Source organism: Fulvivirga imtechensis AK7, assembly GCF_000331535.1.
Lineage (GTDB): Bacteria > Bacteroidota > Bacteroidia > Cytophagales > Cyclobacteriaceae > Fulvivirga > Fulvivirga imtechensis.
The window spans coordinates 1-15,121 of the sequence record NZ_AMZN01000091.1 but is presented as its reverse complement, the minus strand read 5'-3'; the positions used below and the strand labels follow the sequence as shown (position 1 = coordinate 15,121).

At 42.3% G+C, this 15,121-nt stretch carries 13 protein-coding genes and 1 pseudogene; 3 read left to right on the top strand and 11 right to left on the bottom strand.

Annotation, left to right across the window (positions count from 1 at the left end; genetic code table 11):
- Nucleotides 1-34: 34 nt before the first annotated feature.
- The gene (locus C900_RS23700; protein WP_040497419.1) at nucleotides 35-313 is read right to left on the bottom strand and encodes a DUF4386 family protein; all 279 of its coding nucleotides are present in this window, start codon (nucleotides 311-313) and stop codon (nucleotides 35-37) included.
- 393 nt (nucleotides 314-706) lie between these two features.
- Here C900_RS23700 and C900_RS23695 point away from each other — a divergent pair, with 393 nt between their 5' ends.
- A complete protein-coding gene (locus tag C900_RS23695) occupies nucleotides 707-1,048 on the top strand; it encodes a PadR family transcriptional regulator (protein WP_009582841.1) in 342 nt (113 codons plus the stop codon).
- Between the two features lies 1 nt (nucleotide 1,049).
- Complete coding sequence (locus C900_RS23690) at nucleotides 1,050-3,731, top strand: ABC transporter permease (protein WP_051052983.1); 2,682 nt, start codon at nucleotides 1,050-1,052, stop codon at nucleotides 3,729-3,731.
- Between the two features lie 79 nt (nucleotides 3,732-3,810).
- Here the strand turns inward: C900_RS23690 and C900_RS23685 are convergent, their stop codons facing one another.
- The 4 genes from C900_RS23685 to C900_RS23670 form a co-directional block, all read right to left on the bottom strand.
- Nucleotides 3,811-4,425 (bottom strand): hypothetical protein, encoded by a 615-nt coding sequence (locus C900_RS23685; RefSeq protein WP_009582836.1) that lies wholly within the window; start codon nucleotides 4,423-4,425, stop codon nucleotides 3,811-3,813.
- 157 nt (nucleotides 4,426-4,582) lie between these two features.
- Nucleotides 4,583-4,885, bottom strand: coding sequence for a response regulator transcription factor (locus C900_RS23680; protein WP_009582834.1), 303 nt, complete (start codon nucleotides 4,883-4,885; stop codon nucleotides 4,583-4,585).
- Between the two features lie 230 nt (nucleotides 4,886-5,115).
- A complete protein-coding gene (gene katG, locus C900_RS23675) occupies nucleotides 5,116-7,371 on the bottom strand; it encodes a catalase/peroxidase HPI (protein ID WP_040497418.1) in 2,256 nt (751 codons plus the stop codon).
- A 536-nt stretch (nucleotides 7,372-7,907) separates the two neighbouring features.
- The gene (locus tag C900_RS23670; RefSeq protein WP_009582830.1) at nucleotides 7,908-10,391 is read right to left on the bottom strand and encodes a DEAD/DEAH box helicase; all 2,484 of its coding nucleotides are present in this window, start codon (nucleotides 10,389-10,391) and stop codon (nucleotides 7,908-7,910) included.
- 688 nt (nucleotides 10,392-11,079) lie between these two features.
- On the opposite strand from C900_RS23670, the pseudogene C900_RS23660 reads away from it, so the two are divergent.
- A pseudogene (locus C900_RS23660) lies at nucleotides 11,080-11,367 on the top strand (helix-turn-helix domain-containing protein); the annotation flags it as partial.
- 147 nt (nucleotides 11,368-11,514) lie between these two features.
- On the opposite strand, the gene C900_RS23655 reads toward C900_RS23660, so the two are convergent.
- The 6 genes from C900_RS23655 to C900_RS28870 form a co-directional block, all read right to left on the bottom strand.
- The gene (locus C900_RS23655; RefSeq protein WP_040497416.1) at nucleotides 11,515-11,844 is read right to left on the bottom strand and encodes a hypothetical protein; all 330 of its coding nucleotides are present in this window, start codon (nucleotides 11,842-11,844) and stop codon (nucleotides 11,515-11,517) included.
- Entirely contained in the window at nucleotides 11,844-12,263 is a 420-nt protein-coding gene (locus tag C900_RS23650; RefSeq protein WP_009582826.1) for a hypothetical protein, read from the bottom strand. Before C900_RS23650 ends, C900_RS23655 begins: the two co-directional genes overlap by 1 nt.
- A gap of 64 nt (nucleotides 12,264-12,327) precedes the next feature.
- The gene (locus C900_RS23645) at nucleotides 12,328-12,873 is read right to left on the bottom strand and encodes an REP-associated tyrosine transposase (RefSeq protein ID WP_040497421.1); all 546 of its coding nucleotides are present in this window, start codon (nucleotides 12,871-12,873) and stop codon (nucleotides 12,328-12,330) included.
- A 91-nt stretch (nucleotides 12,874-12,964) separates the two neighbouring features.
- Nucleotides 12,965-13,363, bottom strand: coding sequence for a DUF6483 family protein (locus C900_RS23640; RefSeq protein ID WP_009582824.1), 399 nt, complete (start codon nucleotides 13,361-13,363; stop codon nucleotides 12,965-12,967).
- Nucleotides 13,360-14,124, bottom strand: coding sequence for a hypothetical protein (locus C900_RS23635; RefSeq protein ID WP_009582823.1), 765 nt, complete (start codon nucleotides 14,122-14,124; stop codon nucleotides 13,360-13,362). The genes C900_RS23640 and C900_RS23635 overlap by 4 nt, the downstream gene beginning before the upstream one ends.
- Before the next feature lie 4 nt (nucleotides 14,125-14,128).
- Nucleotides 14,129-15,121 (bottom strand): RHS repeat-associated core domain-containing protein (locus C900_RS28870; protein ID WP_281169023.1); only part of this gene is annotated, 993 nt, incomplete at its 5' end.

Below are 15,121 nucleotides of genomic sequence, written 5' to 3'. Positions count from 1 at the left end.
TTTTATCAAAATTAGTTCGTCTTTTTGTAATTCTTTACACTAGCAGTCGTGTACTCAATATGGTTATAGCCATTTTTTCACTATATTTCTTAAGTACAACGAAAAATAGTATACCTATCGTAATGACGGCTGCATTATTTACAAGCTGAAATAATACCCCAAAGGAAAAAGACCCCTTGTTTTGAGTTATACCCTGCAGATACTCTTGTCCGGTAATTAACGGGCTGATGATGTAAAATCCTGCCATCGAGGATAACATCGCCAGAAGGTACAGTATGCCTATTGCTGTTAAATTTCTTTTCTCAGAGGTCATTGGTATTTTTCTGGATTTAAGCACAGACATTTAACTTTCCAATCCTGACATATATTTACGATTTGGAAACGGTAAAAGCAACAGGCGGCATTTCTTTTTTTTTTGAAACTCGCAGAAAACCTGATGGTTAGGAAGTTCAATAATTCTCTGGTGATCCCAGGGAGATCTTTCCGAATAGTTTCTTTGCTACACCAGGGAAAATTTTAGGACATATGTTAGCTGCACACAGTTCAAAACCGTCCCAAAGCAGACAATACGCGTTCATTATCGGACGTTCCTTCATCTTAGTTTTAATCCGAAACTCCGATTTGTAGTTGTTAATCGCCTTTTTAATACTGGCAGACGATTTGTTATACAAAACTAGATGTAATAACAAATGCTATAAAACTTCAGATGAAAAGAACCGATCTGGGAGAATTTGAAGAAGTGGTGTTACTTACCGTAGCAGCGCTCACTCCACAGGCATATAGTGTTGCCATAGCAGAAGATCTTGAAAATCATTCTTCAAGAACAGTTACCACCGGTGCGGTGCATGCTGCTTTGCAAAGACTCGAAAACAAGGGCTACGTCAAATCTCACATGGGCGAGCCCACAAGTGAGCGAGGCGGACGTAGGAAGCGAATATTCACAGTTACCATAGCAGGCTCACGTATGTTGCAGGATGTACGTGAAGTAAGGGAAAGCTTATGGGACCGCATTCTTCCCCAATCATTACCTCAGACCAATTATGTATAGCATGAAAAGCAATCAAAATGAAGCTGCGCCACCAAAGTGGATGGACAGGGTCCTTGAATGTTTCTGTGCACCCCATCTCCTTGAAGAGGTAAAGGGTGACCTGCATGAGCGGTTTCATCTGCGGGCAAAAAGAATTGGAGCCTCAAAGGCAAGAAAATATTATCTACGTGAGGTATTTTCTTTTGCACGTCCTTACATCATGAGAAGAAATGTATCCAATAACACACTAAAAATAGCCATGTTCAAAAATTATTTTAAAATCGCATACCGAAATCTGATAAACAAGAAAGTTTATTCAGGTATCAATATTGTCGGTCTATCCATAGGGATAACCTGTTGCATGCTTATATTCCAATATGTAGCCTTTGAAAAAAGCTTCGATTCATTTCATGAGCATGAAACTGATATTTACAGGGTCCTTCCCGGATTTGGCAGAGGTGATGAAAAAGTAGAGTTTAAGGGAGCGTATACTCCTCAGTCTATGGCTCCCGCGTTCAAAGAAGCTGTACCTGAGATCTTACATATCACCCGTGTGCATACTGATAACGTTATCGTTTCTGATGCCGCCCATCCAGACAAAGTATTTGAAGAAGATGAGGTATTATATGCTGATCCTGATTTTCTGAAGATGTTTACTTTTCCGCTGAAATCCGGCAATATCAGGCAAGCGTTGCTGCCCGGAACAGCCCTTTTGTCTGAAGCAGCTGCTCTCAAATACTTTGGTGAGGATAATCCGGTAGGAAAGACTATGGCTGTTACCGGTCAGGTTCAGCAGGATTACCGTGTGGTTGGAGTATTTTCCGGTGTGCCGGATAACTCACACCTTCAATTTGAGATACTGCTCTCAATGGATAACCTACTCAAAGGTCAGGGTTATGCCAATGAGCCTGAGGGAGGCTGGAGCTGGAACAATTTCGGCACATATATACAGCTACACCCAGATGCCAACCGTGAGTTAACCGAGCAAAAGTTGACTAAGGTGCTCCTGGAGCATCGTGGGGAAGCACTGCAGCATCAGGGTTACAGGTCAGGCATCAAAGTACAGCCTCTAAAAGACATACACCTTAATGCGGAAATAACCGGGGCATTAAATGAGGCCATGGGGAGCTCCCGCACGGTTTATTTCTTCACCATCATTGGCCTTGTCACCTTTTTGATTGCGTTGATCAACTACATTAATCTTTCTACGGCACGAGCGCTGAATCGCGCAAGAGAAGTTGGTGTGCGAAAAGTAATCGGGGCTCAAAAGACCCAGCTGGTCGTTCAGTTCCTGTGCGATGCTGCTCTTACCAACTTCATAGCGCTAGTGCTGGCGTTAGCTGCTACAGCATGGCTGATACCCTATGTCAATAACATTGCGGATACACATTTAAGTACAGCACTGTGGTTGCATCCTGATTTTTGGCTGGTTTTTCTTGTTACTTTATTAGTTAGTACGTTACTATCCGGTTTGTACCCTGCATTTATTCTTTCATCTTTCAAACCGGTAACGGTGCTTAAAGGCAGACTCAGTTCCTTTTCATCGCAGCAGTGGCTACGTAAAGGGCTGGTTGTGCTGCAGTTTGCCGCATCTATTGTCCTCATTACAGGAACAGTAATTATCTATAATCAGCTCGATTATATGCGGGGCCGTGACCTGGGGTTGGACATTGAAAAGGTGCTGACTATTGAAGGGCCCCGAAATTTGCAGGAGGGCATTGATCGCGCCAATGCGACTGCCAGTTTCTTAAACGAGCTAAGAAAAATACCAGGTATTGAACAGGCTGCATCTTCTCATTCCCTCCCCGGACAGCGGTTTAACTGGAATGGAGCGAGCATCAGAAAAGCTACAGACGATCCTGCAAATGCCCTCAGAGGTGTGGCTACCTATGTAGACACCAGCTTTGCAAAGCTGTACGGCCTTGAACTATTGGCAGGGAAAGGGTTTGAAGATATCACTATTTCGACTGCTGAAGATGCGCCATGGCCCGTCATTATCAATGAAAACCTGGTAAAGTCACTGGATTTTGAAGGTCCTTCAACAGCCATCAATGAAATGCTTGATATCGGAGGCTATGAGGCCCAGGTAATAGGTGTTTATAAAGATTTTAACTGGACCTCAGCCCACCAGGAGCAACAAAATGTTGTACTGGGCCCTTCGAGCACCGGCAGACACTTGTCTTTAAAAGTTTCTACCTCTGACCTTCCTGCCACGGTAGATAAAATTGAATCGCTTTATAACCAGTTTTTTCCGGCCAATGTTTTTAACTATGGCTTTGTAGATCAGATCTTTGACCGGCAATACAGGAATGATATACGCTTTGCCAAACTGTTTGGCTTATTTGCAGGTCTGGCGATATTTATTGCCTGCCTCGGATTGTTTGGTCTGGCATCTTTCACCTCGCAGCAGCGCAAAAAAGAGATAGGTGTAAGAAAAGTACTGGGAGCATCAGTAGGAAGCGTGGTAAAACTGCTAAACATAGATTTCATCAAGCTGGTGATCATAGGATTTGTAGTAGCAGTGCCTGTGGCATGGTATATTATGGATCAATGGCTGGCAGATTTTGCCTATAGAATCGAAATAGGCACCGGTGTTTTCCTGCTGGCAGGTCTGGCAGCCTTGTTTATTGCTATCTTAACAGTAAGCGGCTTGTCCATAAAAGCTGCGATCAGCAATCCTGTGGATAGCTTGAGGGAAGAGTAACGTAATAATAGACAAGCTTATCCTGATTTGTTGGTATCGGGATAAGTTTGTTTCTTTATAACTTGATGACTAATATCATTTATTCTCCTGTTAAAGATATGCCCCACCCCTCCAAATCCTCTTCGGTTACAACACTATCAGCATGAATCCATGAGTCTTTAAAATGGGCCAGCTTTTCTTCGTATGGTCCGGGAACATCAAAGGTAAAGGACATTACCGGAAAGAAATCCTTGAAAAATGTCTCAAATTTAAATTCTATATCAATAGTCAAATCGATTTTGGTATAAGAGGTAGCCCTGAAAGCGCCATCCATATCGTAGTAAAAAACCAAAACATCTGTTTTGGGGCCGCTAGCTATCTTGGTTTTCCCACCATCTACTGCTGTCCAGGTTCCGGAATAGGGTTCGCCATGGATCTTACTGGTCTTCTCATAATTTTCTCTTCCATCCAAAAATGCTTCTATTTTAAGCATCCTGGTAGTTGGATCGGCCCCTATCAAATTAACTTTGTACAGATAACGGCCGTCTTTTGATTTTGGAGGAGGATAAGCTGATTTCACATTTACCTGAGATTTTATTGTCTGGTATACGCTATACAGTTTGATACCATACCCTATTGCGATAATTGCCAGGACAATGGCAGCAACAACGGCAACTTTCTTTAAAATTACTAATGGAGCAAGTTGAACAGGCATAATTTATTCTCCGAAAGAAGTGTGTTACATAGTTCCTAATGCATAAAGTCAAATTATGACATTATGCCACGGGTCTTTAATTCATTAACTTGAACAAGTTCAGTATACTATCCAGAAATCTCAATACCCAACCTTGGGTATTTTCGGTAACTGCTCATCACACCAAATCAAAAGCCAATGCATACCTGAAAAGCTGAAAGGGAGTTCGAACGTTCAGCTTTCTATTGATATTTTTTCGATGCTGCTCTACTGTTAACCTGCTGATAAAAAGCTTTTGGGCGATTTCACTGTTGTTAAGGTCTTTTACTAACAAGTTTACTATTTCCAGCTCCCTTGTTGTTAAAGAGTTAAACTGATATTGATGACTGAGCTTGAAGGTTTCTTCCTTTTGAAATCTTTGTATTTTGTGCTCCAGAGATTTTATATCACTTGCACTGATGTGTTGAGTTAGGAGGTTCATTGATTGATATAACTATAATATCATTCAATATAAAATAAACCTTTAAAATTCTCAGGGCTGGCGTTATTCCGGCAAGTAAGTAATGTAGGTAAATAAGCTACTTACGGGCAGTTTTCTTCAAACGAATAGGTAAAATTACCCATTAAATTGGGTAATTTTACTCAATTGCTGCAGAACAGAATAAATGTGGTGGTTGTAACTATTGCTACGACCACCATCAATGCTCAGATCTACTTCAAATCAAACCGGTCAAGATTCATCATCTTATCCCACACTTTCACAAAATCCTTGACAAACCGCTCTTGCGCATCCTGACAGGCATAAACTTCTGCAAGCGCCCTGAGTTCTGAATTCGAACCGACAATAAGATCTACCCGAGTACCGGTCCACTTCAATTCACCAGTCTTACGATCACGACCTTCAAATGCCAGTTGTTCGTCTGATGTACTTTTCCAGGTAGTGCTCATATCCAGCAGATTGACAAAAAAATCGTTTGTCAGTGTTTCCGGGCGTTTGGTAAATACTCCGTGTCCGGAGCCATTGTAGTTGGTATTAAGCACACGCATACCCCCAAAAAGCACTGTCAACTCAGGCGCGGTGAGTGTCATTAATTGCGCTCTGTCTATCAGCATTTGCTCCGCTGATGCCGATATTCTGTCGTCCTTCCTGTAATAGTTGCGAAATGCATCTGCATTGGGCTCGAGTATAGAAAATGCTTCTACATCAGTCTGATCCTGCGAAGCATCTGTACGTCCCGGAGAAAATGGTACGATAACATCATATCCGGCATTTTTTGCAGCCTTTTCAATACCTGCACATCCTCCCAACACTACCAGATCGGCAAGGGAAACTCTTTTGCCTCCAGACTGTGCATTATTAAATGTCTGCTGAATGCCCTCAATAGTCTTAAGTACAGTGGCCAGTTGCTCAGGATGATTAACTTCCCAATTCTTTTGCGGAGCAAGTCGAATACGAGCGCCATTGGCACCCCCTCGTTTGTCTGAATCACGGTATGTAGAAGCTGACGCCCACGCTGTGGATACCAACTGAGACACTGATAATCCGGAGTTGGTAAGTTTACCTTTTAGTTCAGCGATATCCTGTTCGTCAATCAGTTCATGATCAACGGCAGGAATGGGATCTTGCCAGATCAGCTCTTCCTTCGGCACTTCAGGGCCAAGGTATCGCGAAAGTGGCCCCATATCGCGATGCGTTAGTTTGTACCACGCCCGCGCAAAAGCGTCTGCAAACTCATCAGGATGCTCATAGAAGCGTCTGGATATCTTCTCGTACTCAGGATCAACGCGTAAAGAGAGGTCCGTAGTAAGCATAAAGGGCGAGTGTTTTTTTGATGGGTCATATGCATCCGGTATAGTACCGGCTCCTGCCCCATTCTTAGGTCTCCATTGGTGTGCACCGGCCGGGCTTTTGGTAAGCTCCCATTCATAACCAAACAGGTTTTCAAAGAAGTTATTGCTCCATCTTGTTGGCGTGGTGGTCCAGGCGCCTTCCAGTCCACTGGTGATGGTACTGCCCGCATTACCGGTCCCAAAGGTATTTTTCCAGCCTAAGCCTTGCTCCTCAATACTGGCTCCTGCGGGCTCCTTGCCCACATATTGACGTGGATCGGCCGCACCATGCGTCTTACCAAAGGTATGTCCGCCAGCGATGAGCGCTACGGTTTCTTCATCGTTCATCGCCATCCTGCCAAATGTTTCACGAATATGATGCGCTGCCTCCCGCGGATCAGGATTGCCATTCGGCCCTTCCGGGTTTACATAAATAAGTCCCATGTGTGAAGCTGCAAGAGGATTTTCCAATACCCCACCTACATGGCGCTCCTTATTCCCCAGCCATTCTCCTTCTGCACCCCAATAGATATCATCTTCAGGCTCCCACACATCTTCACGTCCGCCTGCAAAGCCGAAAGTCTGAAAGCCCATTGACTCCAGGGCGCAGTTTCCGGCTAGGATCATCAGATCGGCCCAGGAGATTTTCTTGCCATACTTTTGTTTCACGGGCCAAAGCAGCAAGCGTGCCTTATCAAGATTAGCATTATCGGGCCAACTGTTGAGAGGAGCAAAACGCTGCGAGCCAGAGCCTGCTCCTCCCCGGCCGTCTGCAATACGATAAGTGCCAGCGCTATGCCAGGCCATGCGGATAAAGAATGGACCGTAGTGACCATAGTCGGCAGGCCACCATTCCTGTGAATTTGTCATTAGAGCATACAGATCCTGCTTTACGGCATTCAGATCAAGGCTTTTGAATTCTTCAGCATAGTTAAAATCCTCTCCCATAGGATTAGATAAGGAAGAGTGCTGATGCAAGATCTTCAGATTCAACTGATTCGGCCACCAGTCGCGGTTGGTTCTTCCACTACCAGCAGTATACTTTACAGCTCCATGCATAAAAGGGCATCTCTTTGATTCATTAGTATCCCAAACGGGACTGTCGGTGGCTACATTTCGGTTTGTTTTATTTTCCATGGTACATACAGATTATGTTTTTTAGATTTATTGAGCTTCTAAAAGGCAGATAGCATTGAATAACCTAATTTAACATTTTAATAACCCAGATGGTAGCTATTTCGATCCTTAAAACCTATCTGGCAATAGACAAAAGCTATGTTCTCTGAAAGGATGAAAAGTAGCAAGATTTTGCATATGCTGTGCCGTACAAGCTGGTTTAAACTATTTTCCGTGCTATTGCAAGAAGAAAAATCAAATAATTGCAAAACAGCTTCCGGATAAAGGAAAATACATACACCAGTCCTGGACTTAAGTTTCTGTGCCTGTCCCTTGGGGAAAGGGCAATAACCAAAAGTGGACCTTCACCTTATCTATTAAAATACCAAGTGGCTTGATTTTTTTTGACATATTGCCGGCATGGAGAGAGTATGGAGCACCGGGTAATCCCCGGCTCGAAAGTTACTTCCGTGCTTACTTTCCGTCCCTTTCCTCACTCTTCTCAAGCCTTGATGCCAAATATGCTACGAAAGTAGCTTCCACACAGAGGGATACTTCTATTTTTGAAATGCCTGTAAAAACCCGCTGATCATATTTATGGCATTTTCCACTGTTTTCTCATTTTCCACAGGAATTTTAACATACGCCTTACCACTTTCTTTGTCCCTTTCTATCAAAGAAGACACCAGCTTTTCAGTAGCTTCCTTATCGGACAGTGTCTGTGCCAGTTTTCCAAAGAAATTGGCGCCCATTGTCACCAGGTCTTCAGAAGGAGTATCACTGGTGGCAGCTTTTCTAGCCTTTGTGTCATCAGCCATATCATCATCGCCCAGAAAGCTAAGCTGTTTGCCCATGGTCTTCTTGCTGCCATCCTTAGAACTCTCTACTCTGGTGAACTTGCTTTCCTCAGTCATATCCTGCTGATCAGCTATGGGCAGTTCAGACCTTTTTTTAGCAGGTTGCTCAATATCGACTACCTGTTCAACCGACTTCATAAACTGCTTGAAGCGGCTCTCTTCCATAAAAATACTGTCGTCACCATTATCAAGTATTCCTTTGGCCAAAGAAGACTTAAAACTGAGGACATCAAGCATTTTATGTTCAATAGTGCCTGTAGACACCATATTGATGATATTTACATTTTTCTTTTGCCCCAAACGGTATATTCGGGCAATCCTCTGCTCTAACACAGCCGGGTTCCATGGCAGGTCAAGGTTTATTAGCCAGGAAGCGGCCTGTAAGTTCAGCCCTACCCCGCCAGCATCAGTGGATAGAAACACCCTGCTCTCGGGATCTTTGTTGAAGTTGTCAAATAGCGCCTTTCTTTTTTCGCTGGGCACACTACCATTCAGATTTTCATATTCTATGTGCCGTTTATCCAATTCTGCGGCTACCAACCTGGTCATGCGCTCCCATTGACTGAATACCACAACCTTTTGGTCAGGATCTTCCAGTACCTCATCCAGAATGGACATCAGTTCATCTACTTTGGTATCGTGCCTTGTCTCCTGATCCAGAATATAAGTGCTGTTGCAAACCATACGCATACAGTTAAGCGACAGCAGGAGGCGCTGCCGGTCTTGTTCACTTAAAAAGCCATAAGTTCTCCATTTTTTTGCGATCTTGGCAGCCAAATCACTATAATCCTGATGCACCTCCATTTGCCGCTCTGTCATGGGCACAAAAAGGTTTTTATCCATGCGTTCTGGAAGCTGTTTTAGTACTTTCTTCTTTGTACGCCTGATCACAATATCCGATAGCAATTGGCTGATCTTGTTCAGGTCCCGGTATCCAACTACCTTACCTGTATCATCTGCTACCTGATGTTCTTCCAGGAACCGAAAGAGGGCTCCCAGTCTGAACGGCTCTACAAACTGAACTATAGAATAAAGCTCTTCGAGCTTGTTTTCCAGAGGTGTGCCCGTTAACACCACAGCATAAGGTGATTCCAACTTCTTTACGCCATGTGCAACTTTTGTTTTCCAGTTTTTGATCCGCTGAGCTTCATCAAGAATAACCAGATCGGGGATTGATCTGTTAAGTATCTCTACATCGTTGGCGACTACATTGTAACTGAGAATGTGATAAAAGCTATCATCCTCTTTATAAAACTTTTCTCTCTTAAGGGAATTGCCTTCTATTACAGTGGCTGTGCTATCAGTGAACTTTTCAATTTCAGCCTTCCACTGATATTTCAGTGATGTGGGGCAAACTATCAGAGCTCTGGAAATATGTAACTCCTTTTTCATCCATTCCGCAGTAGCTATGGCCTGAATGGTCTTACCAAGCCCCATGTCATCTGCTATAAGGCACCGACCGGCCTTTGCAGCAAAAGTCACCCCTTCTATCTGGTAGGGAAACAATTTCGCTTTTATAAGGGTATCAAAATAGTCTTTCCCATTTTTTCTTATAGCGACATCCAAAAGGTTACTCCTATGCCGCGCCTGTCTGACACTAAGAATATGGGACATGGCATCGTCATAGCACCGAAAATCAGGGCTGATAGCATTAGCCCTTTCCAAAAAGGATTCGATATGATCTATTGCTTCATTTTTCAGACACAGATCCTTGTCAAAATATTCAAGAGCCAACTGCTGCCATTCCGATCTATTATCAGTACCTATCTTGAGCATCACCACCCTTTCTATTCCATACTTCAGGTATAAAGATGAATGGGAGGGAGTATATCCCTGCTTTAATATTTTAGCCAGACTCCTCTTTTTCCGCACCTGTTGGAGTACAGCCTCTATATGCTTGCACGTACCGAGTCCGTTGGTCTTAAAATCCATACAAGCGCAAAAGTTGCGGCTATTGTCCTCAGTTCTCAGAGCTACCTTATATGTATTACCCGAGGCCGGATTATAAACATGGTAGTCTGAAAAAACCTGGTGACTTCCGAGATTCTTTATTTTAAACGTACTATTTTCAGCAAACTGCTTCCGCAATGCCCGTTGCCATTGATCCAGGCTTAGGTTTGCAGGTTTTTTATGGTATGGTACTTTTACGGCTTTTTTGTTTGATTTGGTCTTGGTTTTAGCCATAGCTAAGTTCTGTTTTTGGGAGCTCAAATATCTTGTTAAAAATGTATAAATAAAAAAGCATTGAGCAAAACTTGCAGCACGACAAAACTTCTACAAAAAATCCCCAACCACCAGTCCTCGGACCTGAGCCTGTCCCGGCAGATGTGCAGATGTCGGGATTCCTGGACCCTTTGGAAAAGAGCTATTGCCGAAGTAAACCTTTCACTTTGAGCTATGAGAATCCGAAGAGGATGGATTTTTTTCCTATAGCTTTGCAGGCTTGATGAAACTCTAGGCACGTAGCGGAGAGGCCAGTCGCTCTGCTGTGCCGAGTGACCATTATTGCCACTTTACGGTTCTAATCAACTTTCTTATATTGCTCGGCTCAGTCGAGCTTAAAATAATCTCTTTCTTAATCTTGTTCTTTAATATTAGTCACTCGGGATACCCGAGCGACTGCGGGATAATCGGTAAAGAAGATATTTCAAAAAATCCCAACCACAGGTCCCCGGACTTAGGTTCCGGGGCCCTTTAGAAAAAAGCTATTGCCGATGTAAACCTTTCACTTTGAGCTATGAAAATCCGAAGAGGATGGATTTTTCTATAGGTAAACGTGCTCTAGGAGGTACTGATAGTGTCCAAATATAATCAGACTTAACGAAGAAAGCACACGCGAAACGCGTGCGCTAGCGGGGGCAGGAAAGCCAAGAACCTTTCGCAAAAAGAGTTGGCCACAATATTCAATACTTCCCATACCACTATCGGCAAGTATGAACGGGACGCCATGACGCCCTCCATTGAGGCCGCAAAGAAGTTGGCAAAAATACTGGATACCACTGTAGGTTATCTGCTCGGAGAGACTGAGGAAGAACTGTTCAAGGATCAAAAAATGCTGCAGCGGTTTATCGATATCAACAGCCTGCCGGAGAAGGAAAAGGAGTGCCTGCTCCTTACCGTGGATCATTTTATCAAGGCCACTAAAATCAATATGCTCTGATATGAAAAAAGCCCTGCATTGCCGCAAGGCTTCTATATTCTTTATGTTTCCAATAGTTCAAATCACCATGCTAAGCATGGCGGGAACGGGGACGCCCTTGTACATTATAGGTCGTAGGATCGCTACGCATAACAGAGCCATACGTAATCAATCTTTTACAAACATATTAATATCATCAATAGCCGAAAGCTTTACACCTAACAACCTCTCATTTTCTATTTTTTCTAATCCTTCTAAAACCCTTCTCTTGTCTAATTTCCCATGTATCCTAGCTACATCTCCCAGTCCAGTAATTGCATTTTTTGCAACCCAAAAATTTTCATGATATATATATCTTAATAATTTCTCTTGCACCCACTTCCAATCATCTATTCCATTTACCATGCCTACTAGTGCCTGTATCACATCTTCATGAGAGGAGTTCAATAACTTATCAACTTCAGATTTATTACTATAACTATAATTTTGATATTCCATTACTTCAAAATCTTGCCCTTTCTGTTAATTACTTTGTTCTTCAATAAAACATTTCTCATAGACTGATTTAATTCTTCATAACCGCGAACATGTCCATGAAATTTTCCTGGCCTGTGCTCATCAAACACTGCAAATTCCCCTGTGCTCGGATCAGCTGCAACCCTTCTTGTTGTATTACCTGGTAATTCATACGAGTTATCCAGCATTTCTTGAGGGTTAGACGGCTCTTTATTAGCCCGTCCTCTGTTTTCGCTACCATGTTTAGGATTAGGTTCAAAAACCCCATTAGATCTTGACCTATCCTTTCCATATGCTTTGTCTTCTAGATCCTGTAACCTCTGTTCATCTGCCTGGTCAAGCTCATTCCTTTGCCTTTTATTTTCCAGTTCAAAATACTCCTGCTTCTCATCATCTGTCAATCTATCCGAAGGAGAAGAACCTTCCCTGCTGGCGCACGCGTGCCGCGTGTGCGTTCACAGTCATTCAGATATAATCTATTTCAAGGACTCCTTTCCCTCCGCAATAATCTATTGCACTACTGTACTTCCAATGCCATGGCTCTACAACAAAACCGGATTCAACTGGATTGTTGTGTATATAATCTACCTTTTGATCTATTACCTCCGGGCTCCAAAGTTCAACAGGCTGGTTGTGATGCTGCCACAACTGCCTACCTTTAACATTGCTGCTTTTCATACCTGCCCTCTCAAACATCCACAACATCCATTCTTTGCGACTTTCTTGCACATTCTTTGCAACGCTATTTTGTAGTTGTTTCGAAGTATACTCTTTAAGCCGTCCTAGAACGGCCTCCGGATTGCCTTCCTTCGCTCTTATAATTAAATGAACGTGACTTGGCATGATGCACCAGCAATAAATCTCTAATCCTTTATTCTTTCTGCAGTAGTCCAGGCTTTCAGTTACTACTGAAAAATATTGATCTCGCACAAATAAATCGATCCAGTAAACTGTTGCAAAGCTTATGAAATAGAGGCCTTCTTTATTGTGGAATTTATACTTGCGGCTCATGGAATTATATATACTGATATGTCCAAATATAATTAGACTGGACGAAAAAAGCACACGCGAAACGCGTGCGCTAGCGGGGGTATTTTGTCTATTAGACAACATCCTTCAAATAAAGGATATATTCCTCACGATTAATAGAATATGTCCTGTCTCGCTCACTCAATGTCTCTAAAACAGTTAATGACTTTCTGTAGTGGATCAAAGCTGCATCAGGATGCTTTTGCTGCGATAAAATATCACCTTCTTCCTTTAAAATAAATCCAAGCCTTTCAATCTCTTGTGCAGAAAAGCCTTTTTTTATCAGGTCTTCCAACAACTCTTCACACTCCCCTTCCAGAAGATATCTTTTACTAACACCAAAACAATAATACGCCTGCTTCGCCTGATCTATAGCCAGTTCAAAATTTTGATTCTCCTTGTGCCCTGCTATACTCAACAGAAAATGATTAAGTTGTTCTAATATTCGCTCAATGTAATCCTTTTGTATCATGACAATCGCTGAATCAAATTATCCATTCCGATCCACTCTCTAAATGAACGTTGTAATACGACATTTTCTTCTCTGGAAGATTCAAAAAAATTCTCATACAATTGAATAAATACCAAGTCATTTTCTAATTCTTCAACATGGTATGCGCCGCGAAAAGATAATAGCTTCTCCTTGGGGATAAACTCAAAAAAACTCCGACCAAAGTACATACGCCAAGCGGCACCAAGCCACATGCCTTTAACCAAAGTCATTCTTCCCGGGTTGTTCGAAATATCAATCATTTCCAATTGCTGCAATGGATCATAATATTTTGGTAAGTGACTATGGCTTTTGCCCCAAAAATCATAGTTTGAAATCATTTGCTCATTTTGCCACAAGACGTAGTCCATTTCATAGCAATAGCCAGTTACAAATTTTTCACTGGTTAACATCGAATTTAAATCCATTAACTTATAATTTTCCCAAGGTAATGACCAATTCAAAGTTTGCGGGGCCAAAGGATGTCCAGGATGAGAAATACTGAATTGAGGGCCTGTGAAGCTTTTAGATTCGAAACTTACTCTCAAGTTGGCATCAAGCTTTTTAACAAGCTCATAGAATTTCTCCAGCGAAATTTTTTCTCCTGTAATATTGAGTTCTGCACACCGCATTTTTTTGGGTTCAAATCCAAAAAAATTATTCGTTGACTTTATTAGCTGAACAAGACTTTTTCCATCAAAGGAATTTCTTTTAAAGCAAAGTTGTATTTGAATTAAATTCATATCACTAAAATGTTATAACCTGAATAGGGACATTCTCCATTGCACCTTTCATTCTAATACTTCTTAAAAGATTCTGATCGTATCCTTTTGGTACATAAATATCCAATCTCACTTGGTTAATTGGAACACCATCAATACTACCGGCTGCTCTACCGGCTGCTAGATCGTCTATATTTTTCAGGATATTAGCAAATCCTTTTTCAGCATTTGTTGTTTTAACGCTTATGCCTAAACCATCCTTAAAAAAATCAATGGCTTTAAAGTTGGACTTTATTGTCCGTGTCCAAGTGAAGCTTGCATATCTTGCATCGCTTAAGAAACCCTCAATTGCACTACCTCTTCTAAAAGGATTTGCTTGCCACGCAACCTTTGCAAATGCAGCTTGTATTTCTGCTGCAGTATAAGCTTTCCGAAGATTCAAATACAATGAGGTTCCTCGGAATAATGACCAGCCATCCATGATACTCAATCCTTCAACCACCCCCATGGATATTGTTTTTGACATAAATCCGGATTGTCCCAAAGCACGCTCCAAACGTTCAGAATTGGATGGGGCCGGCCCAATACCTTCAGCTTTTGTTAAGCCTCTCATAGGACCATCATCTGGACAGCAATCAGATTCTTTTTCTTCTTCAGCAGAATTAGAACTTTCACTCGTAATTCCTAGCGATCTAGCAGCCCTTCTTGCATGTCTACCAGTTAATTTAACACCTCCTTCAACTTCTTCAATTCGCATTCCATCAGGATCAATTCTCCTTATTGGATTATTTCCAACATAGTTATATGGAGATAGATCAAGGTAGTTGTCAGCCAAAGGATCAGGCACTCCCCATTTCCCCAAAGCCGCATCGTAAAAACGCGCTCCAAAATCATCTAAGTTTAGGCCTAAATCTGTTATTCTCTCTTTCCCCGTAAACTTCCACCTATTCTCCTTCGCAGTAACCCTCTGATAAGAGTTAAAAGTGAGACCAAAGGGAGTATAATTATTGCAAAAAAT